Below are 20374 nucleotides of genomic sequence, written 5' to 3'. Positions count from 1 at the left end.
TGGTGGGGGGCGGCATGCGACGCACTGCTACGCGGACATTGTACTGGCGGCCAGCGGCGGCCGGACCGCCAGGTAGACCGTGCTCCACAACTGCACCGCGTTCGATTCGTCGGCGGTGGCGGCGCCCGGACCGAAAGGCTGCAGGCGGTAGCCGCCGTCCGCCCAGGTCCACGACCACAGCTCGGAATTGCTCTGCGCCTGGGTCGGCAGGATGACCGCCCACAGCGCCTGCTGCGCCTCGGCCAGCAAGGCGCGGGTGCGCTCCGGCAAGTCGCCGCGCGCCAGTTGTCGCGCCAGGCCGGCCGCCAGCAGCGCCTGTTGCCACGACCACACCACGGCGCCGTGGTAGCGGTCCGGTCCGAACAGCGGCCGCAGCGCGGCGTCGGTATAGGCGCCGTTGGCCACCAGCATGCCGACCCCGGTCATCAGTCCGGCCGGGAAGGGCCGCATGACGGCCGCCAGTTCGCGCTCGATCAGTGCGGCCGGCGGCTGTTGCAACATCAGCGCGAAGCCCAGGTCGGAATGCAGCACCGGCACCGGAGCGCCCTGGGCGTCGAGCGCGATGGCGTTGAACGCCAGCTCGCCGTCGGCCAGGCTGGCCAGCGCCGGCGCGGCGTCGACACCCAGTTCGGCGGCGCAGGCGCGCACGCTGGCGCGCGCCGCCTCGGCGCCACGGCGCACCGTGAAGTAGCCGGGCACCTGATCTTCCCACAGCTGCGCCAGCGCGGCCGCCGTGGCGTCGTCGTCCAGGTAGGGCGCCAGCAGGCCGCTGGCGTGCAGCGCGGCGATGGCGCGCAGCGCGGCCGGCACCAGGATGGCGTTGACGTTGTACGAGACGACGCCGCCGCCCAGGCCGTCCGCGCTGTCGCGCCAGTCGCCGGTGGGATGGCCGGGTTTCAGGTGGATCAGCGTGGCGATGCCCGGCCGCCGCGCATAGGCGCCGGCCAGCTGCTGCACCAGGCGGAAATTGCGGCTCAGCGCGACGCCGCGCGGCTGGCCGTCGGCGCCGGCTCCGGCCAGCCACTGCGCCGCGCGCGCCGCGCCGCCGGCCGGCTCCAGCAGATAGGCCATGGCCACCGGCGCCAGCATGAAATCGTCGTCGACCATCTTGTAGTCGTACAGCGGGGCGCCGCCGCCGCCGTGCAGCAGCGCGCACTCGCCGATGTCTTCCTCGTGGGCGACGGCGCCGTGCGGGTCGAGCCGGTCCAGCACCGACCCCAGCCCGGCTTCGACGGCCTGCGGCGTCAGCGCCGGCATCAGCAGCAGCAGCGACATCAGCGTGTCGCGCCCGAAATAGGTGTTGAAGCGCCACGAGCCGGCCAGCAGCTTGTCGCGGTAGCTGAGGAAGGCCAGGCTCTGGCGCGCGCGCAGGGTGCCGGCCGCCGGGTCGCGCAACAGCTGGGCGGGCGGCAGCGGCTGCAGCGCGGTCTCGCCGGACAGCGTGGTCAGCCGCAAACGCAGGCTCTGGCCGGCCGCCGCGCTCAGGGTGATGCGGCCGTGGGCGTCGGTGTCGACCCGGCCGTTCAGCACGTCCAGCCCGATGGCGTAGCCGGCGGCGCCGTCCAGGCGGTCGCGCGACCAGCGCACGCTGTCGGCCGTGAAGTCGATGGCGTTGTGCAGGCCCAGCGGCAGGCGCCGGTCGTGCTGGTAGTCGCGCAGCACGCGCGCCGAACTGAGCACGGCGCCGTCGACGGTCAGCATGGCGCGGTCGACCGCGATCTCGGTGGCGATGCCGTACAGCGGGCGGCCCTGGTCGTCGCCGCCCTGCACCGCCTGTATCTGCGCGGCGCCGCTCCATTGCAGCGGCGCGCCGTCCGGCTTGAACCACAGGCCGGTGGCGCTGTTGCCGGCCGGGAAGGCGGCCAACAGGCGCGGCTCCATGCCGGAGCTCAGCAGCAGGTGGGCGGCGACCGCTCCCTGGCGCAGGAATTCATTGGCGACCAAGCCCTCCGGCAGCGAGAAGCGCAGGGCGGGTTCGGCGGGGTCGGGCAGCGGGTGGATCTGTTCCATCGGGGGGTTCCAAAAACGGGTGGGGAAAATCGGCCGGCGCGCACGCCGGCCGGAAAAATAAATGCCGGGCCTAGGGCAGGGTAAAGGTCGCGCGGTCGATGCCGACACCGCGTATTTCCAGCTTGGTCCAGCGCTTGGGCAGCGCGGTCTTGCGCTGGCCTATGCCCTGGTCGTCGATGTGCAAGCCGCCCAGGCCAAACAGCAGGGCTTGCAGGGTGCCGCCGGCGCCGGTCGCGAAATACGGGTTGCCGCCGCCGGGGTATTCTTCCAGCACGCCGAACGGCGCCAGGCGCAGGCCCTGGTAGCTGCGCTGGAAGGCCTGGTACGCCTGCTCGGTCTGGCCGGCGCGCGCGTGCAGCGTGGCGACGATGGACAGCCCCATGGCCGGACCTTCCGGCGCCAGCCGTGGCGCATAGTAGGCCAGGTCCTGGGCGATGCGGGCCGGGTCGCTGACGATCGCCAGCGGATAGGCCAGCAGGTTGACGTCGGCTTGCTTGATCGGCACGCCGTCGTAGCTGGCGTTCTCGCGGGTGGTGCCGTCGGCGAAACGCAGGATGGGGATGTTGGCGGCCACCAGCTCCCAGTCGGGATCGGGCGCGATGCCCAGTTCGCGCGCGGCCTGGCCGGCATAGCGCAACACGGTGATCGCCATGCCGTTGGTGAAGGCGTTGTTGTCGATGTTCTCCTGCCATTCGTTGGCGCCGATCACGTTGTTGATCTCGTAACGGCCCGGCCCCTGGCGTTCGACCCGGCTGGCCCAGAAGTCGGCCACTTCCTTCAGCATCGGATAGCCGCGCTCCCGCAGCCACTGCTTGTCGTGGGTGACCTGATAGTACTTCCAGAAGGCCCAGCCGACGCAGCCGGTGATGTGCTGCTGGAACGGTCCGGTCAGCGCCGGCACCGGCGTGACTTCATGGCCTTCGCTGGCCGACTCCCAGGGGAACATGGCGCCCCGGTAGCCGTGGTTGCGCGCATTCTCGCGCGCCGCGCCGAGGCGCTGGAATCGGTATTCGAGCATCGACTTGGCCAGCTCGGGCTGGAGCGCCAGCAGCGGCGGCAACATCCACAGCTCGGCGTCCCAGAACACATGGCCGTTGTAACCCAGCCCGGACAAGCCCATCGGCGACAGGCTGAAGGCCGTGCCTTCGCGCGCGAACGAGTACAGGTGGTACAGCGCCAGGCGCATGTCGCGCTGGGTTTGCGGATCGCCGTCGATGACGATGTCGCTGCGCCATAGCTGTTCCCAGGCCCGCAGGTGGGCCGCCATCAGCCGCTCGCGCCCCTGCAGCGCGGCGTACACGGTCAGGCGCTCGGCCTCGTTGTGCGGGTCGGCCAGGTGGGCCGAGCTCAGCATCGATCCGACCACCGAGAAACGCAGCGTCTCGCCGGCCTTGAGCTTACGGCTGAATTTGGTCGCATGGCTGTTGTAGTCGCCGTCCTCGTGCACCAGCTCCGGCTGGACGCCGGGCTCGAAGATGAAGCTGACGGCGGCGGCGACGGTGTGCCGGCCCGACGGGCTCTTGCCCACCGAGCTCATGAGCGGAATGCGCGCGTGCGGCCGGTCGATCTGGGCGTACAGGTTCTTGACGTCGCGCAGGATGTCGGGCGCCGCGATCAGCGCCGACGGCGTGACCGTGGTATCGCGCCGCGCCGTGATCTCCACCGTGGCCAGCGCGGTGTAGGGCAGCTGGCGCAGGGCGGCGATGCTGTGCCTGACGTGGACCTGGTCCTTGAGGTCGAACTCGGTAACCAGCAGCGCCCGCTTCATGTCCAACGTTTGCCGCAGGCCCGACACGTGGGCGGCGTCGGCGCGCTGGCCGTCGACGTCGAGCTTGACGTTGATGAAGTTGAAGCCCTTCAGGATGTTGTCGACCCGGCCGCGGCCATAGGTGTCGAAGGCGCCGTTGAGGACCACTTCGCCGATCTGCATCGGTTCGGCCGAGGACACCAGGCCGAGCACGCCATTGGCCAGCGTCACGCCGTGGTAGCGGGCCGGATCGATGGCGGACGCGACAATGGTCCAATCGTCCTGTGCGCCGGCCTGAACCGCCGAACCGAGCAACAACGCTGCAATGCTGAGGTATTTGATCATGGATGGATTCTTCCGCCTGGAAAAAAAACCGGCTGACGCGGACGCCAGCCGGCCAAGGACGCACATTTAGAACGATGCCGTCAGGCTAAACTGCATATTGCGGCCCAGGATGGCGCGGGCAAAGAAATAATTGCCGCCCGCGACTTCGGTGAATCCGGCGCGCGGATTGCCCTCGGTCAGGCCGATGGTGTTGGTCAGGTTCTGCACGCTCACATTCAGCGCCAGCGTCGGCGTCAACTGGTAGCTCGCGCCCAGGTCCACCGTATGGTAGGCCGGCAGCACGAAGGAGTTGGCGGCGTCGGCGTAGCGCTTGCCGACCTGGTGGTACGACAGATAGACCTCGCCCTTGTTATCCGGCAGCAGCAGGGCCGGCGTAATGGTGTAGTTCTGGTCCGGCGAGCGCTCGGGATGCGAGCCCAGGTTGGCGGTGTTGATGGTCGAGGCCGACGGCCCGCTGACGCTCTTGATGTTCATCGACGACTTCTGCACCACGCCGGTCAGGTTGACCCGGGCGTAGCGCAAGGGCTTCCATTGCAGCTCGTACTCCAGGCCGTTGACGATGATGTCGCCGCCAATCTTGGTTTCCAGGCTGTCGCCCTCGAGCAGGCGGCTGAACTGGTAGTTCTTGAAGTTGGTGCGGAACGCCGTCAGCGAGGCGGAGAAGCCGCGCCGCTGGTAACGAGCACCGAGTTCGCCGAAGCTGATGCGGGTCACCGGATTCTCGTTGTTGGCCTGGTAGCTTTTCGAATAGCGCGCGTAGGCCGCCAGATTGTCGTTGATCAGGTAGTTGGCGCCGGCCGTGGCCGAGCTGTGGTTGGCGGCGCCCTTGTCGACGTAGTCGTACTGGCCGTTAAAGGCCGGCATGGTGTTGTTGACCATGATGTTGTCGGCGTCGCTGCCGTCCGGCTTGCTCGATCCCGGGATCGCCACGGTCGAGCCCTGCGGACGCCAGGCGCGATAGCGGAAGTGCTCCAGGCGCATGCCGGCGTCCACCCGCAGGCGCTCGTTGAACTGGTACTCGTCGTTCAGGTACAGGTTCTGCGACGACAGCGAGGAGCGGCTCAAGCCCACGCCCCACGGGTTGTATTCCAACACGCCCTTGTCGGTCAGCTGGCCGACCACCTTGCCGGCGCCGTCGATGGCGACGATGTCGAGGCGGGCCGGGTTGTTCCTCACCTCGCCCAGGAAGCGGGTGTTGCCGTCGTTGCCGCCCTGCTCATCCTGGTCGATGGTCAGCAGGCCGGCGGTCAGGCTGTTGCCGGCCGCGCTCCAGGTGACGCTCAGGTCGTTGACGAAGTTCTGGCGGTAGGCGCGGTTCTTGGCCGAGATATTGTCCGTCAGCAGGCCGTTGCCGCTGACGTTGGCGAGATTGGCGCCGGCATACACGGTGCCGCTGGCCACGCCGCGGATGGCCGCCGTGGTGCCGGGGAAGCGCGCCAGCATGGCCTTGATGTCGCTGTTGGTGGCCGGGTTCAGGCGGTTGGCGGCCGAGCGCATGCTGTTGTTGTCGAAGGTGAACACCGCGTTGAAGTCGTTCTTGAAGTCGGTGTAGCGGCCTTTGGAGCGCACCGTGAAGGCGTCGTTCAGGCGCTGTTCGAAGTTGTAGCCGATCGAGGTCGACTTGGTGGCGACGCCGTCGGTCAGGTCGTTGGTCTGGACGCCGTTGGAATTGCGGCCGGCCTGGACGCCGTTGTCGGCGCTCAGCAAGGTGCCGTAGTTGCCGTTGAAGCCGGGCACCGGTTGCGGATTGGACGGGTTCTGGAACGGGGTCGGCAGCAGGAAGGTGTTGTGGTCGTTGACCAGCTTGAGGTTGACGCTGAATTCGCCGTCGCCCCATTTGCGCCCCACATAGGCGCGCAGCAGGCCGCCGTGGTCGGCGGTGAAGCCGATGTCGCGCACCGAGTCGGCGTTGCGGTAGAAGCCGCCGAAGCCGGCATACCAGCCGTTGCCGAGCGCGCCGCCGTAGCGCAGGTCGATGCGCCGGGTGCCGTAGTCGGAGCCGGTCAGGCGGATCGCGCCCTCCGGCGCATCCTTGGCGCGCGCCGTGATGAAGTTGACGGTGGCGCCGGCGCCGTTGACCGTCAGGATGCCGGAGGTGCCGCCGCGCACCGCTTCCATGCGGTCGATCGACAATTCCTGCTTGAGGACGGTGTCGGCCAGGCCCGGATGGTAGAACACCGGCAAGCCGTCCTCGGACAGCTGGACGAAGTTCTGGCCGCCGCCGGCCAGGCCGCGCACCGTGTAGTTGTTGGACACTTCGCCGCCGGAGTCCTCGACCATCATGCCGGGGATCAATTCCAGCGCGCTGGCGGTGCTGCGCGGCGCCTTGCGGTCGAGGTCGGCGCGGTCGGCGCTGGTGACGGCCACCGAGCTTTCGCGCACGGTGCGCTTGAGCGAGGTGCTGCCGGTGACCACCACCTGGTTCAACTTGTCGTCGGCCCGGCCCTGGTCGGCGCCGCTGGCGTTGTCAGCGGCAGGGGCGGCGGCGCCTTCCTGCGCCTGTACTTGATGCGTCAACGCCCAAACGGCCAGCGTGATGGTGGACAGCAAAAAACGCTTGTGATTCTTCATTTTTGTCTCCGTCTATTATCTTTTTAACTATAACTGTATAAGCGGTCGCTGCGGTATGGCTGGTGATCGGCACTGACGGATTGTGGCATTTTCCGAAATTATCGATTGAGCAACCGGTGCTTCTGATGTGCGCAACCGGTTGCGCAACGAAATAATTATGCAGCGTTCCAAACTTATTTGCAATTTATTCCGCTTCAACGATGCAATTAGCAACACATGCGGCGAAACCGGCAAATGGCGGTATCATGCCGCTTTTGGATGCCATGCCAGGGCCGGGGGAAGCGTAGTGAAGATGACGTTGGACCAACTTGCATTGAATCTCGGCTTGTCCAAGGGCACGGTCAGCCGCGCCCTCAACGGCAAGGGCCGCATGGCCGAAGAAACCCGTCAACGCATCCTGGCCGCGATGGACGCCTCCGGCTATTCGCCCGATCCGACGGCGCGCGAATTGAGCCGGCGTTCGCGCCACAGCGTCGGCATCTCCCTCAGCAAGGGCGGCTTCGGCCCCTACTTCACCTTGTTCTGGCGCGCCCTGGTGCAGGTGGCCGGCGAACGGGGCACCCGCTTCGTCGAGATGAGCGAGCCGCTGGAAACCTATGCCCGCCTGCCGGACGCGGTGCTGCTGCATAACACCGAAGCGGTGCAGGAACGCCTGGCGCTGTTGGCCCAACGCAAGGTGCCGGCGGTGGTGCTGGGACATCAACCGAACGCCGCCTTTGTCGTGCCGGACGACGCCGGCGGCGGCGCGGCCGCCACCCGCTGCCTGCTGGAACTGGGGCACCGGACCATAGGCTTTGTCGGCATGCCGACCGCGCAGCAATCCGACGTCGACCGCCGCCACGGCTACCGCACGGCGCTGACGGCGGCCGGCATCGCGCTGCGCCCGGAGCTGGAGCTGGACGGGCAATTTTCGGTGTTGGGCGGTTATCGCGCCGTACGGCGCGCATGGGAGGGCGGATTGCGCTTCACCGCCTTGTTCTGCGCCAGCGACGAAATGGCGATAGGCGCCATCGGCGCGCTCGAAGACCTGGGTCTGCAGATGCCGCAGCAGGTGTCGGTGATCGGCTTCGACGGCTTGCCGGGCATGCCGTACGAGTTGACCACGGTGGTGCAGGACATCGAACGCATCGCCGTGGAAGCCATCACCCTGGCCGAACAGCTGATCGACGGCGGACCGCTGCGCGAAATCGTGGTGCCGGTGCGCCTGCATCTGGGCGCCACCACCGCGGTATGTACGCTGCCGGCGTAATGCGCCGGCGCGTACAATAGCAAAAGATCAACAACCACTCCGAGGATCGCCATGCGCATTTCGCAGGCAGTACGCACCAGCTTGACCTTGATTGCCACCTTGCTATTCGCCGGCTGCGTCGCCATCGTGCCGCAGTCCGGGCCGGCGCCGTCCAGCGGCAGCGGCAACGGCGGCGGCCCGCCGTTTTGCCAGGCTTCGCCGGACGGCAAGTCGGTGGCCTGCGGCAGCGCCGCCGTGTTCTGCCAGAAATCGTCCGATGGCAGCGCGGTCGCCTGCGGCGGCAAGGCCGGTTTCTGCGAGACCTCGTCCGACGGCAAGCAAGTCGCCTGCGGCGGCGCGGCGCCGTTCTGCGCCAAATCGAAGGACGGCAGCATGGTGGCCTGCGGCGGCGCCGCGCCGTTTTGCGAGAAATCGGCCGATGGCCAGAACGTCGCTTGCGGCGGCAAGGCGCCGTTCTGCGAGCACTCGGCCGACGGCCACCAGGTCGCCTGCGGCGGCGCGGCACCGTTCTGCCAGGCTTCGCGCGACGGTTCGTCCGTGGCCTGCGGCGGACAGTAACACCGCCCTCGCAGCAAGCAACCCGCCGGCCTGAACGCGCTCAAGATCGCGCTCAGTGCCGGCGGGTTTTTTTACGCCGCCGCGCTGCCATGCGTTATAGTTTCAGCTACTCAATTTTTCAACTACGGAACATCATGGCGGAACAGGAAATAGCGAAGCACACCAAGAAAGTGGTACGACTGTTTGACAAGAACGAACATGGCTGGGGCCACAAGCTGGGCGAGATGGCGCTGGAAATCATTACCATCGTGTTCGCCGTCAGCCTCAGCATCTGGCTGCACAGCCTGAGCGAGCACCGCCACGAGCAGCAGCAAGTGCGGACCTTCCTGCTGGGACTGCGGCACGACATCGCCAACGACATCCAGGCCACCACCGAGCTCAGCGCCGCCTACCGCAGCTTCGACGCCAACTTCGACTACCTCAGCAAGCTCGACCCGCGCAGCGCGCCCGTCGCGGAAAAGTTCGAGGCAAGCTACAGCCTCGCCAACAACAATATCTTCTTCAATCCGGTGCTCAGCCGCTATCAGGGCTTCAAGTCCTCCGGCAAGCTGACCCATATTGAAAATGAGGCTTTGCTGGAAAAAATACTAAGCCTGTATGAATCCGCCACGGTAGGCATCAAGTCCTCCGAACGCGGCTGGGCGAGCAGCCAGGAAAAATACCGCGCTTACCTGGAAGACGCGATGGTCGGCGACGACACGCTCGCGGAACGCTACCGGCTGGTGGTTGCCCCCAAGGGCAAGCGCCTGCTGCGCAACCAGATCGCCTATCCGCAACTGTACGACCGCTACCGCGCCTACGCGGCGCTGGGCACCGAGATCATCAAGGAGATCGAGCGCGAGTATCCGGAAGCGAGCCTGGAGAAAAAGTAACGCTCGTGCCGGCTTTTCGGCATTCTGTTCCCGCCAAATTGCAGTGTGTCGTCGCGGCTTCTATCTTGTGGTTTAACCAATTATCATGGCGCCTCCAAATCCAAGGAGACACCTGATGAAACTAAGCACCTTGCTGGGCGCGACCCTGTGCCTGTCCACCGCCATGAGCGCGGCGCTGGCGCAGCAATCGCCGCGCCAGCTGGCCAACGCCGCCGGCACCGCGCTGGAAAAGAAGGACTACGCGGCGGCGATCGGCGGCTATCGCGCCGCGCGCGACGGCGGTTATCGCGACGCCACGCTGATGTACTCGCTGGCCGAGGCCTACCTCAAAGCCGGCAACCACGCGGAGGCGCTGGCCGCGCTGGAACGCGGCGTGGCCGAAGGCATGCGCCTGGCCGACCTGCTCGAAGAAGACCCCGACCTTGAGCCCTTGCGCGGCAATCCGCGCTGGCCGGCCATCGTCAAGCGCGCCGTCGCCAACGAAGAGGCCTACCGGGCCGCGCACGCGGATCCCGGCCAATTCAAATTCATCACCAGCGATATCGACCGCTTCTGGAAAGTCTACGAGCTACTGCCGGCCTCCAGCGCGCCGGCGCAGTTGCTCGACCAGCAGTACCTGGACGCCGGCAGCGTCGGCCTGCAGGGCTTTATCGCGCACCGCATCGTCAGCGGCGCCAACCTGTACGCCACCATCAACAAGCGGCCCAAATACTACGCGGCGATCCGTCCGCTGACGCTGCAAGTGAGCCAGTCGGAACCTGCGGTGCGCGCGGCGATGCGCAAGTTCAAGGGCATGTACGACAAGGCGACCTTTCCCGATGTGTACTTCCTGATCGGCACCATGAATTCCGGCGGCACCGCCTCGCAGGACGGCCTGCTGATCGGCACTGAAATGTTCACCATGGCGCCGGGCGTGCCGACCGACGAACTGACGCCGTGGCACAAGAACGGCATCAATTCCTTTGCGCTGATGCCGTCGCTGGTTACCCACGAGCTGATGCACTTCCAGCAAAAGATGTCGCCGCACAATCTGCTGGGCCACGCCATCAAGGAAGGCGGCGCCGACTTCGTGGCCTCGCTGGTCGTCCAAGGCAACTTCAACGAAAAGCTCTATACCTACGGCTACGCGCACGAGGCGGAACTGAAGCAGGAATTCTTCGCCGCCATGCGGGGCAGCGACCTGAGCAAATGGCTGTACGGCGGCGCCAACGAGGCGAGCGGACGTCCGGCCGACCTCGGCTACTTCATGGGTTTCCGCATCTGCCAGGCCTACTACCAGAACGCCAAGGACAAAAAGCAAGCGATCGTCGACATCCTCAACGCCAAGGACTTCGAGCGCCTGCTGGCCGACAGCGGTTACCGAGCGCCGCAATAGCGGCGGCGGAAACGCGGTGGGGCAAGGAAGTAGAAGAATATTTCTAGACTATTTGTTCTAGTTGAGCTACGCTTGCCCCAGCTCGCACTCCGCGATCGCCAACGACAGAGAGAGACGATGACATTACGCGCACTGGGATTCTGCTTCGCGATATTGACGACTACGCTTGCCGGCGCCGCCGCACCGGCCAACGACGGCGTGATCACCTTCATTCAAAGCGAAATGAAAGAGCGGCAGATCCCGGGGCTGCAAATCATGGTGATTAAGAACGGCAAGACGGTGCTGTCGAAGGTGTTTGGCACCGCCAACCTGCAGTACGGCCTGCCGGTGACCGAGCGCAGCGTGTTCTCCATCAATTCGGCCACCAAGTCCTTTACCGGCGTCGCCATCATGCAATTGGTGGAACAGGGGAAAATCGATTTGCAGGCGCCCGCCGCACGCTATCTGCAGGACTTGCCGGCCGCGTGGCAAGGCATCACGGTGGCGCAATTGCTGAACCACACGTCCGGCCTGCCCGACATCATCGATCCACAGACGTCGAACCTGCTGCCGGGCGGCGCCGACGCGGCCTGGAAAGCTGTGCAAGCGCTACCGATGGAATCGGCACCGGGCCAGCGCTTCAGCTACAACCAGACCAACTACGTGCTGCTGGCGAAGATCATCGAGCTGTTGGGCGGCGAGCCGTTCACGGCCTTCATTCAACACCGGCAGTTCGATGTAGCGGGCATGCCCAACAGCAGCTTCGGCGATAGCCTGGATGTGATCCGCAACAAGGCCAGCTCCTACCGCCTGGCGGGCGACGGCCAGACACTGAAGAACGTGATCGAAGACTTCCCGCAGTACACGCGGGCAGGGGCGGGGATCAACACCAACGTCCAGGACCTGCGCCTGTGGATCGCGGCCTTGCAACAGGGTCGCCTGATCAAGCCCGCCAGCCTGAAGCAGCTTTGGTTGCCGACCTCCTTGTCGGATGGACGGCCGGCGCCATGGGCAATGGGCTGGCCCACCATCCGGCGCGCGGAACATCGGGCGGTCGCCGGCATCGGCGGCGGACGCTCGGCGTTTTATATCTATCCCGACGACGACCTGGCGATCATCATCCTGACCAACCTGGCCGGCTCGCAGCCGGAGCAGCTGATCGACACCGTGGCGGGATTTTACGTGGCGGCGCTACGGCAGGTTGGCGGCGGCGGCTATGCCGCCTATCGCTTGCGCCAGCGCCTGGAGGTATCCGGCTATGGCGACATCACGCGGGAGCTGGCGCAAGTGATGGCTCGCGATGGCGTTGCGCAGCCGTCGCAGAACGATCTGAACAGCTGGGGCTATCGTTTACTGGCCAAGCAGCAAAACAAGGCGGCCGTCGCCGTGCTGGCCCTGGCGGCGCAACGCTATCCCGACAATGCCAACGCGCACGACAGCCTGGCCGAGGCGTACGAGGCGGATCGGGATACGGCGGCGGCCATCCGGCACTACCAGCGCTCGCTCGCGTTAAACCCGGAAAACCGCAACGCGGCCAAGCGCCTGGAGGTGCTGGCGCGCTGAATACAGCGCGCCAGCAATCGGACCTGACGAGAGTAAATAAAGTTGCTCGGGCCGCTTGGAGCGAAGTACTTGATTTAACAAGAGTAGCTTTAGTGTTGGCGCTGATTGAAAACTGACCCACCGGTCAATTTTCGACCAGCGTCAACACCTGGTGCTCCTGGGCCATCCCGAGCTGATGCAGCGCCTGACCTTGCTGTGCAACGAGGACATCAAGAGCCGCATCAGCTACTCCCAGCAATTGCTGCCCCTGAACGATATCGACCTGGCCGCCTTCATCACCGCCGAACTGGCCGCCGTCGGACTGGGCGCGCACACCTTCGACGAAGGCGCCTTGCAGGTCATTGCCCGCGCCGTGCAAGGCAACCTGCGCCTGTGCCAGAACCTGTGCTAAGCCAGCCTGGTGGCCGCCTGCATGGACGGCCAGCGCAGCTGCTCCGTCAGCCACGTCAACGCCGCCCTGGTGCAGCCGCACTGGCGCTCGCACGATGCACTGGTCAAGCAGCAGGCGGTCCGACGAAGTGCGCCATGAACATGCTCATCCTGCCTCTGGCCTTGCACCTGCCGCCAGAGCAGGCGCTCACCCTGCTCGAACTGCTCGACCAACTGCGCGACCTGCTGGTCCAGGCCTATGGCGACGACATCGCCGCCTTGCTGCGGGCGGCGACCGTGTGCGCGGCCAACACCGCAGGCACCGGCGCCGATCCGCCGTTCTGATCGACTCGTCGGACTGATTGCACCAACGATGGGAGGCTATATGCCTCCCATTTTTCCGCCGCCGCTATAACGCAAATTCGGCCGGCGCTACGATGACAGCGTGGCTCGGGTCGAAAAAACTACGACGGCAAAGCGGGAATCAAGGCCATCTTCTCTCAAAAAGCTACGATGCCGCGAGTGGCAAAGTGTGCGACGGGAGCGAGGCGCGCAACACCGTACAGCGCTTGGGCAGCTGCGTGGTTTGCGTGGATAGTGGGCTTGATGAAGTGGTCCGCCACAGGGACAACCAAGAAGACGAGTCTGGTCGGCCAGATCCTGGTCGATCAGGAGCAACTGCTGAAAAAACTTGATGTCGTTAAGGATGGCATGGCACACTGCGGGCAGTCTGAAGTTGTGAGAAACCCAAGACTCCCCCAAAAGGAGCGTTTGTTCAAGTTCCTTGCGGGGGTCACCCAGCCGTCCAGCACGCTACGTGATCAACATCGGGCCAAAACCCATCAGGTTGAGTGAACATACTCATCGGCAGCCTTGTCGAGGCGGTAAATCAGCAACCTGCTAGGCGCGTCACGAGCCACGTATATTCAGCACAAATCCCAGAAAAACAAGCAGAGTCGCACCTGCGGTGGCGGTACCAACAGCCATTGAGAGGATAATCCCTATCAGCGCTGTTCCTTTAAATCCAGAATAAAAAACCCAACCGTTATATGAAAACAAAAAAAACAATCCAACTATCAAAGGTAAGTAGGTTCCATTATTTTTTCCAAGCATCGGCAAAACCCAGAGGTATCCTCCAATCAACGCACAAAGTATAAGGGCGGATGCAACGAGGATACGAGTAAAACTAACAGCGCCGAACATCATACCAAGCTCACTCATGACCGACTCCTTTCTACTTACCCGGGATTTTCACACGAAGACGATTTGCCATATCCAATAGCTTCGCCGCCTCGGTTTTGCAGTTGTTGTTCACGATTCCATTTGAATGTTTATTAGCCGCATTGCTCATAGTGTCGAATGCCAACCGAACAAATGGGTCCAATGTGGAATCACCAACCTTCTTCGCTAGGTTATCTTTCAATGCCTGCTGAGCGGTCTTCAAATCGAGTGGTTGATTTAGATTCCATCCGCGCAAGTTTGCATCATTTCCCCAGCTGTACGTACCGTCGATAACCCCAGCGCTGTCAGTGGTAGCGACAAAGGTATGAGTGATCGGATTTGACATGCTCCGTGCGGAACTCCCAAAAACTTGCAAGTCCCTGTTAACCAAATATGTATCTAGTCCACTCGAATCAATGTAAGAAACGGGGTTACCAAGCACATATGCGTAGGTATTCACTCCACCAGCTAACCCGATCGGATCACTTTGGGTATAACGTTTCGTTGAAGGATCATAATAACGATTCCAGTTGTACCATAACCCAGACTCCACATCAAAATATTGACCAGGGAAGCCAATGTTTAATCCACCAACAGTGTCAACGACTACGGTTCGATCAAATGCAGTGTTGTTCGCACGCCAAACGACGACACCCGATGTGTTTGTAAGCACTTCCGGTCGTCCAAGGTGATCTGCATGCAGTGCATAAAATGCGCCGTTCCGCACAATTCCGATGAGATCGTCCTCTTGCCATATATAACTGGTGGCTGGTGCGCCGGTTTCGTAGATCAACCGTCCGCCGGCATCGTAAACGTAGCGCACAGCACCCTTCAAAACCCGCTGATTTAGCAAATTGCTATTGTAGACGGTTGTAACACCTGACATCGTCATGTACTGGGTGCGATTGAAATCGTCGTACCTGATGGTGTGCACACCATCCGAAGTGACGTTGCCCACGTTGTCATAACCATAGGTTCGAGAAACTCCACCACTTACAGAAATAAGGCGATTACTCGTTGGCGATACGGACACCGTACTAGAAACGCCGGCACGACTCATCGTTAGCGGATTATCTGCGGCGTCCCAAGTAATAGATTGATTATCACCACTTCGGGTAATAGAGGACAGCCGACTATTGGCATCATATAAGATTGTTTCGCTCTGGACCGGATATATCCCATCTGTGATCGATTGAATTGTATCTCCGTTCGTTGTATATCCATAAGTGAGCTTATGAACGGTGCCGCCATCTAGCTTGGTAACCCGGCGGTCAGCATCAGACGTAATTAAACGGGACAAGCCATTTCCATAGCGCCAAGCATAAAGATTGTTGGTTGCCGGCTGACGCAAGAACGAATTGGTGAGTACAGTGGCACTCGCAACATTGCTTGAGATCCCCGATAAACGACCATAAGTGTCGTATGCATATGTCAGCAGTACTCCGCCTGGGTACGTCATTGTTGATTTACGCCCGGTTACAGCGTCGTATGACCACTGGGTGGTATTGCTAGAACCTCCAATGACATTGACTTGAGTGGTCAAGAATCCATAAATATCATAGGTATAGGTCGACGTTCCGCTTATATCGCTCAGTCCTGTCAGGCGCCCTTTTCCATAGGTGCTACTATCATAACTGAAAGTTTCCGTCGTGGCACTTGTTGTTCGCGTCTTGGGTCTGTCTAGCGCATCCCAAGTATAAGTGAAGAACTTTTCTGCAGTCCATTCGGTGAGCATCCGTCCACCAGTATCGTAGGTGTAGGTCGTTTTCCCTGTATCCGGACTAGTGCGGGTCTTCACTTGACCAAATGCATTGTAAGTGAACGTCGTAACGACATTACGTGGGTCAGTAACCGTTGCTAAATGCCCATCCCCGTCATAATCGTATGTGGTTACACCAAGGTCCGGCGAAGTTACTTTATGCAGGCGATTCTGGGCATCATACTCATAGCTGGTGACGTGGCCGAGGTTGTCGTTTCTGGTCTTTATATTTCCGTTGCCATCATAGGCATAACCAACACCTTGACTATTATTGCCAGTAATGGCCCAGGTACGGCCCAGACTGTCACTCGTCTCACTTGAAATAAACTCGCCGGCAAAACCTGCAACTGGCGTCGTTCCACTTAATGAGGGAGCATTACGCGTGGAATGCGACGTACTGGTGTTGTTGATGATCTCGGCAGCTGATTTTGGATATGTAATATATTCAGAAGCGGCATTCCCCACCTGATCCAACCTACCAGCGGAGTTATAATGAAAGCGAGCCACTTGGCCACTCGGGTATGTAATAGATGTTACCTTGCGATTTCCATCATATGTGTACGTCGTTTTACGACCACCCGTCTGTGTGGACGTCAATAAATTACCCGCGGGATCGTAGGTTATCGTAGTCGTCAAACCGTTTGCATCCACAACTGTCTGTGGTTGACCACGGTTGTTATGGTTGGAATAGGTTGTTGTATGCCCTAGCGCGTTGACGACGGAGGTGAGAAACCCGAGGGAGTTATAGTTATAGACGGTGCTGGCATTACCACCAGGAAGGACGCGGGTTTCGGTGTACGAAGCCAATACATTGTTGCTACCGTAAGTATAGCCAAAATTGGTGCGACGAACTTCGTTCGTAAGTAAATCGGTCTCGACCACTGCGGTCACCAACCCGGTGGAGAGACCCGTGCCGTTGTACTCATATTCGCTTTTAAAGAATGCTTGGCTTTGTGCGTTGTACAGTGTCGAGGTTGCCTCATAGACGCCGTTCCAGGTGGTCTTGCGAGTGAGTGCCGATGAGGTGTTGGCTGCAGTTACTTCTGTATCGAGCAGCCCACCATAGGAGTATGTGTAGGTCGAGAGGTTACCGTTCCAGTCTGTCGTCGAATCGAGATATCCGTAGCTATAAGTTTGGCTCGACGAGGTGGCAACACAGCTGATACTGGAAGAGCGACTGGTGCCCGTAAGCTGTGCGATGCCGCTGGACGTAACATAGTTATAGCGTATGGTTTGGCCACGGTGATCCGTTACTTCCGTGTACATCGGCGAAGTACTATAGACAAAGTTCTCGAATTCTTCGCCGTTAGTAAAGCCACTATGAGTAACCCGATGATTGGCATCGTAGCTATACGTCGTCATACGCACGCCATCAAGTTTAATTCCGGTTAACAGGGCAGGATCAGAGGCGTCCTCATAAAGATATTCGCGCACGCCACCTACGGTACCGGACGGCGGCGTGACTTTAACGAGGTTACTGATTGAATCGTAGCCATAAGTCCAGACGGCGCCCCCAGGGTCCGTCACACTGGTAACCAGATATTTGGAACCCGCTGTCCAGTTCATCGTAATCGACTTACCGTTGCGCGCGGTAATTGTAACGCCCGAGCTGCTTGCCGCGTAGGTGTAGAGCGGCGCACCGTTATCGTCGATGCGGACGATATTTTTTCCAGCTGGATCATAAATATATGTACGGGACCCGATGACCACATTGATGTAGGGGTTTGCGGTACCTTGGTAAGTTCCAGCGGCCCAGTTCATTTTGAGGTACCCAGCAGAGCTGGCGCCACCGCCAGAGAGTGGATAGTAGTACGGAAAGCCGGCGTAGACATATTTGTAGGTTCTGCCGTCGGGAAGGCTGACAGTGAGAGATGCAGGTTGATTGCCAAGACTGGGATAACGACCGTCGTAAATCGTCTGCGTTGAGGGCTCAATATTAGGGTAGTCAAACGTGGAGAACCAGCGCTGGCCGAAATAATGCGCAGCACGCGATGTCCGCGTTGAACGATAGGTTCTCCCCATCGATAGATTCACAATAGAGCTATCGGAAAAGTCGTTCTCCTCCACATACTTCTCACCAGTTGCAATAATGACTGGGTGGGAGGTTACGGGCGACTGCTTGTTGTCCATGCAATCATGGGGAACAGAGTTGGTGATCCCGCTGACCCACCTCGAATCAGGAGACCGATTCGGTCCGATGTTGTACGCCCCCGGGAAAGTTTGATAATTGTCGAAGTTGACCCCTGGTGTTGTTGGCGATAGGACGGAATCTGTCGGACGTGGTGCAGTAATTGTTACCGATGGCATAGTTGGTGGCGGTGGTGGTGTATCGTCATCAGCCCACACAATAGCTGTGGATAGCGTTCCGATTAAAACCAACATGGCGGTGCACACGCGTTTAAAGTTCATTATCAGCTCCTTGGCTCAAGATTCGCAAAATGCTCAACGAACTTCGACAAATTCAGTACGAAGCCGCGGTGGTTTTCCTGGAGTGCTAATGTGCTCTTCGATATATAAACCGAGTACCCCGTCTCGCTCTTCGAGACGGATAACGCATGCTTGGTCAGTCCCTTGAGCCACATAGAAGTTGGTTCCCAACGCGGCCTGAATCGACGTTAGTCGTTTTCCATTGCTACTCAAAAGACCCGCCTTCAGGTCGTAATCGGTCTTGCCTTTCTCGTGCAGCGATGAAACGCTTACGTCTTTCTTCCCGTCAAAGGAAAAATTAAATTGCGGTTGGTCTGACAATGCCCGTCCCATACCCACCACGCCGCAAAGTGTTTGTGCAGCCCCATGCCCGCTTACGAGCATCAGTACCAGTATGCAAATTCGTTTTAACACGGCTGCACCTCCTATTGGTTATGATGGAAACGTTTCCCATGGCGAATTTATCACGGTAAATGTTGTTAAATCTCTCGGATTGTCACTTTGTAAAAAAAAGCATTATTTACAACAACGTAGAAAATTCCGTAGTACGTGGAACAACTTACTTGAGCAGGCAGACACCCAATCCACCCAAGTTAAGAAATTAGTGTGCGTTTAAGTAATTTATTTTCAATATTTATATAAATACACTTTACATCGAATTAAATGCGCGGCGGGCAGTGAGGATTTTTATTTCCACTGGCTGCCATGTCCGTTCTGACCACGTTGTTTCAAGATTTCGCCGCCCGACTATGCTCGCCAGAATTTCTCCTCGACGCCCGCCACACCGATCATCCGACGGCATTCTCGCGCTGTCGCAAGCTGCCGCTCGCGACGCTGGTTGCCATCATGCGGACGGGCATGCGGATGAGCATCCAGGCCGAGCTGGACACCTTCTTCGTCCATCTTCGCCAACAAGCCCAGCTGGTCCACGAGGTGTCCGAGCAAGCGTTCGCCCAGGCGCGTGCCAAGCTGTCTTCGGCCGCCATTCCCGGCCTCAACGACTGGCTCATCGCGCGCGCGGAAAAGGACAAGTTTGTGCCGCGCTGGCGCGGACTACGCTTGGTCGCCGCCGACGCCTCGACGGTGCGTTGCGGTCTGCGGGCCAGCCATGTTAAGCGCGCCGCTCTGGCCGATCAAATCCTGTTCGGCCTGTTCTTGCCGGGGCCTGACCTGATGCTCGCCACCTCCCTGCACAACGTCCACGAATGTGGCGAGCGCCAGTTCCTGTTCGAACACCTGGACCGGCTTTCCCCGGACGACCTGCTGCTGCTCGACCGTGGCTATCCCTGCCGCTGGCTGGTCGCCGTGCTGAACGACCGCGCCATCAAGTTCTGCATGCGCGTCGACAATACCAGCGGATTCACCTGTGTGCGCATGTTCATGCGCTCGGACGCGCTTGAGCAAGTCGTCATGTTGCCCGCGCCGAACAAGCGGGACGCGCTTGATTACGAGTGTCCGCGCAAGCCGCAGCGCGTGCGCTTGGTTCGCAACGTCTCGCCCAGCGGCGAGCAGCGCGTTCTAATGACCAACCTGTTCGACGACAAGCTCTACCCAGCCGACTGTTTCGCTGAGCTTTACCACAAACGCTGGGGCATCGAGGAGGCGTTCAAACGGCTCAAGCATCGGCTCAATCTGGAGCACGTCACTGGATTAAGCCAGCACGCAGTGGCCCAGGACGTCGCCGCTAAAATCGTCTGCGACAACCTTCGGGCCCTCGTCGCCCTGACCGCCCATGCCGATGCCGATCTGCCTGACAGCCAACGCGTCAACCACGCCTATGCCCACACCGCGCTCAAGCCGTTAATGCCCATCCTTCTGCTTGGCGGACGGATTGGCAGAAAGGTCGGCAAGCTACTGCGGGGAATGCTCGACTTGATTGCCGGCCGGACCTATCGCCATCGTAAAATCTCTCAAAACCACGAAACCCAGGCCGAAAACCGCACAAGGCCATGAGTCAGAAAAATTGCTGAAATGGCTTAACTTGGGTGGATTGGGCAGACACCTTGCGCGCCAAAGCCGGAACGCATGCGGCTCGATAACGCCAAGGCGAATCTGGCCAGCGACACCATGTTTATTTATAAACTGTCGAAGTTGTGGACCGTACCGGAAATAGACCGACGCAAGGAGTTCGCGCCGCACAAACAAAAACGCCAACCTGCATGGGTTGGCGTTCTCTCTAAAGCATTCTTGGTAGCCCGGGGCGGAATCGAACCACCGACACAAGGATTTTCAAACCTCGCGTCGGACGATCCTTACCTTACAGATCACTTCATTGACTTGCGCGGGTCTTAGATGATGCTCGTCCGTTGATAGAGCGATACAGAGTTCA

16 protein-coding genes are annotated in these 20374 nt (G+C 60.9%); 10 read left to right on the top strand and 6 right to left on the bottom strand.

What is annotated here, in order from left to right:
* Window positions 1-27 precede the first annotated feature (27 nt).
* The 3 genes from AC1RMD_RS02090 to AC1RMD_RS02080 form a co-directional block, all read right to left on the bottom strand.
* Window positions 28-2010, bottom strand: a complete 1983-nt coding sequence (locus AC1RMD_RS02090) for a hypothetical protein (RefSeq protein WP_492923169.1) — start codon at window positions 2008-2010, stop codon at window positions 28-30.
* A 70-nt stretch (window positions 2011-2080) separates the two neighbouring features.
* On the bottom strand, window positions 2081-4102 hold the full coding sequence (locus AC1RMD_RS02085) for a kojibiose hydrolase (RefSeq protein ID WP_492923167.1): 2022 nt from the start codon (window positions 4100-4102) through the stop codon (window positions 2081-2083).
* A gap of 66 nt (window positions 4103-4168) precedes the next feature.
* Window positions 4169-6673 carry a TonB-dependent receptor domain-containing protein gene (locus tag AC1RMD_RS02080; protein WP_492923165.1) on the bottom strand — a complete coding sequence of 835 codons (2505 nt, stop codon included), beginning with the start codon at window positions 6671-6673 and terminating at the stop codon, window positions 4169-4171.
* A gap of 298 nt (window positions 6674-6971) precedes the next feature.
* On the opposite strand from AC1RMD_RS02080, the gene AC1RMD_RS02075 reads away from it, so the two are divergent.
* The 8 genes from AC1RMD_RS02075 (at window position 6972) to AC1RMD_RS02040 (ending at window position 13493) form a co-directional block, all read left to right on the top strand.
* On the top strand, window positions 6972-7922 hold the full coding sequence (locus AC1RMD_RS02075) for a LacI family DNA-binding transcriptional regulator (protein WP_492923163.1): 951 nt from the start codon (window positions 6972-6974) through the stop codon (window positions 7920-7922).
* Between the two features lie 51 nt (window positions 7923-7973).
* Window positions 7974-8480, top strand: coding sequence for a hypothetical protein (locus AC1RMD_RS02070; RefSeq protein ID WP_492923161.1), 507 nt, complete (start codon window positions 7974-7976; stop codon window positions 8478-8480).
* A gap of 134 nt (window positions 8481-8614) precedes the next feature.
* Window positions 8615-9352, top strand: a complete 738-nt coding sequence (locus AC1RMD_RS02065; protein WP_492923159.1) for a hypothetical protein — start codon at window positions 8615-8617, stop codon at window positions 9350-9352.
* A gap of 115 nt (window positions 9353-9467) precedes the next feature.
* Window positions 9468-10727 carry a TPR end-of-group domain-containing protein gene (locus tag AC1RMD_RS02060; protein WP_492923157.1) on the top strand — a complete coding sequence of 420 codons (1260 nt, stop codon included), beginning with the start codon at window positions 9468-9470 and terminating at the stop codon, window positions 10725-10727.
* A gap of 117 nt (window positions 10728-10844) precedes the next feature.
* Entirely contained in the window at window positions 10845-12269 is a 1425-nt protein-coding gene (locus AC1RMD_RS02055; protein ID WP_492923155.1) for a serine hydrolase, read from the top strand.
* A gap of 151 nt (window positions 12270-12420) precedes the next feature.
* Window positions 12421-12660, top strand: a complete 240-nt coding sequence (locus AC1RMD_RS02050) for a hypothetical protein (protein ID WP_492923153.1) — start codon at window positions 12421-12423, stop codon at window positions 12658-12660.
* Between the two features lie 134 nt (window positions 12661-12794).
* Complete coding sequence (locus tag AC1RMD_RS02045) at window positions 12795-12983, top strand: hypothetical protein (RefSeq protein ID WP_492923151.1); 189 nt, start codon at window positions 12795-12797, stop codon at window positions 12981-12983.
* A gap of 258 nt (window positions 12984-13241) precedes the next feature.
* Window positions 13242-13493, top strand: a complete 252-nt coding sequence (locus AC1RMD_RS02040) for a hypothetical protein (RefSeq protein ID WP_492923149.1) — start codon at window positions 13242-13244, stop codon at window positions 13491-13493.
* A 54-nt stretch (window positions 13494-13547) separates the two neighbouring features.
* On the opposite strand, the gene AC1RMD_RS02035 is transcribed toward AC1RMD_RS02040, so the two are convergent.
* The 3 genes from AC1RMD_RS02035 to AC1RMD_RS02025 are packed head-to-tail and all read right to left on the bottom strand — an operon-like array spanning window position 13548 to window position 18459.
* Window positions 13548-13859: a hypothetical protein gene (locus tag AC1RMD_RS02035; protein ID WP_492923147.1), complete on the bottom strand. Its 312-nt coding sequence runs from the start codon at window positions 13857-13859 to the stop codon at window positions 13548-13550.
* 13 nt (window positions 13860-13872) lie between these two features.
* Complete coding sequence (locus AC1RMD_RS02030) at window positions 13873-18027, bottom strand: RHS repeat-associated core domain-containing protein (protein WP_492923145.1); 4155 nt, start codon at window positions 18025-18027, stop codon at window positions 13873-13875.
* A 33-nt stretch (window positions 18028-18060) separates the two neighbouring features.
* Window positions 18061-18459, bottom strand: a complete 399-nt coding sequence (locus AC1RMD_RS02025) for a hypothetical protein (protein WP_492923143.1) — start codon at window positions 18457-18459, stop codon at window positions 18061-18063.
* A gap of 291 nt (window positions 18460-18750) precedes the next feature.
* Here AC1RMD_RS02025 and AC1RMD_RS02020 point away from each other — a divergent pair, with 291 nt between their 5' ends.
* Window positions 18751-19998 carry an IS4 family transposase gene (locus AC1RMD_RS02020; RefSeq protein WP_492923141.1) on the top strand — a complete coding sequence of 416 codons (1248 nt, stop codon included), beginning with the start codon at window positions 18751-18753 and terminating at the stop codon, window positions 19996-19998.
* Window positions 19999-20070: 72 nt separating this feature from the next.
* A complete protein-coding gene (locus AC1RMD_RS02015; protein WP_492923139.1) occupies window positions 20071-20337 on the top strand; it encodes a hypothetical protein in 267 nt (88 codons plus the stop codon).
* Window positions 20338-20374 lie beyond the last annotated feature (37 nt).

It is taken from the genome of Duganella sp. GW822-FHT06D06, from assembly GCF_058799615.1.
The sequence above is the reverse complement of the archived record's forward strand: the minus strand, read 5'-3'. Positions and strand labels throughout refer to the sequence as shown.

Excerpts from the sequence above, each read along its gene's own strand:
- AC1RMD_RS02015 (WP_492923139.1), top strand. The coding sequence starts at position 20,071 with ATGCGGCTCGATAACGCCAAGGCGAATCTGGCCAGCGACACCATGTTT.
- AC1RMD_RS02055 (WP_492923155.1), top strand. The coding sequence starts at position 10,845 with ATGACATTACGCGCACTGGGATTCTGCTTCGCGATATTGACGACTACG.
- AC1RMD_RS02060 (WP_492923157.1), top strand. The coding sequence starts at position 9,468 with ATGAAACTAAGCACCTTGCTGGGCGCGACCCTGTGCCTGTCCACCGCC.
- AC1RMD_RS02090 (WP_492923169.1), bottom strand. The coding sequence starts at position 2,010 with ATGGAACAGATCCACCCGCTGCCCGACCCCGCCGAACCCGCCCTGCGC.
- AC1RMD_RS02020 (WP_492923141.1), top strand. The coding sequence starts at position 18,751 with ATGTCCGTTCTGACCACGTTGTTTCAAGATTTCGCCGCCCGACTATGC.
- AC1RMD_RS02030 (WP_492923145.1), bottom strand. The coding sequence starts at position 18,027 with ATGAACTTTAAACGCGTGTGCACCGCCATGTTGGTTTTAATCGGAACG.
- AC1RMD_RS02085 (WP_492923167.1), bottom strand. The coding sequence starts at position 4,102 with ATGATCAAATACCTCAGCATTGCAGCGTTGTTGCTCGGTTCGGCGGTT.
- AC1RMD_RS02045 (WP_492923151.1), top strand. The coding sequence starts at position 12,795 with ATGAACATGCTCATCCTGCCTCTGGCCTTGCACCTGCCGCCAGAGCAG.
- AC1RMD_RS02065 (WP_492923159.1), top strand. The coding sequence starts at position 8,615 with ATGGCGGAACAGGAAATAGCGAAGCACACCAAGAAAGTGGTACGACTG.
- AC1RMD_RS02070 (WP_492923161.1), top strand. The coding sequence starts at position 7,974 with ATGCGCATTTCGCAGGCAGTACGCACCAGCTTGACCTTGATTGCCACC.
- AC1RMD_RS02080 (WP_492923165.1), bottom strand. The coding sequence starts at position 6,673 with ATGAAGAATCACAAGCGTTTTTTGCTGTCCACCATCACGCTGGCCGTT.
- AC1RMD_RS02035 (WP_492923147.1), bottom strand. The coding sequence starts at position 13,859 with ATGAGTGAGCTTGGTATGATGTTCGGCGCTGTTAGTTTTACTCGTATC.